Consider the following 371-nt stretch of genomic DNA (forward strand, 5'->3'; position numbering starts at 1 on the left):
GAGTACGCCAAAGACCCCCGCATGCGCGCCAACATCGGCATCCGCCGCCGCCTCGCCCCCCTGCTCGACAACGACCGCAACCAGATCGAGCTGTTCACCGCCCTGCTGCTGTCCCTGCCCGGCTCCCCGATCCTCTACTACGGCGACGAGATCGGCATGGGCGACAACATCTGGCTCGGCGACCGCGACGCCGTCCGCACCCCCATGCAGTGGACCCCCGACCGCAACGCCGGCTTCTCGTCCTGCGACCCCGGGCGGCTGTTCCTGCCCACGATCATGGACCCGGTCCACGGCTACCAGGTCACCAACGTCGAGGCGTCCATGTCCTCCCCCTCGTCGCTGCTGCACTGGACCCGCCGGATGATCGAGAT

General features: G+C 68.7%; 1 protein-coding gene. It reads left to right on the top strand.

Annotated elements, in window-relative coordinates:
* A partial coding sequence (locus IE251_RS41315; protein ID WP_268253350.1) for an alpha-amylase family glycosyl hydrolase occupies window positions 1-371 on the top strand: 371 nt, incomplete at both ends.

Source organism: Streptomyces eurythermus (genome assembly GCF_014649115.1).
Classification (GTDB): Bacteria; Actinomycetota; Actinomycetes; order Streptomycetales; family Streptomycetaceae; genus Streptomyces; species Streptomyces eurythermus.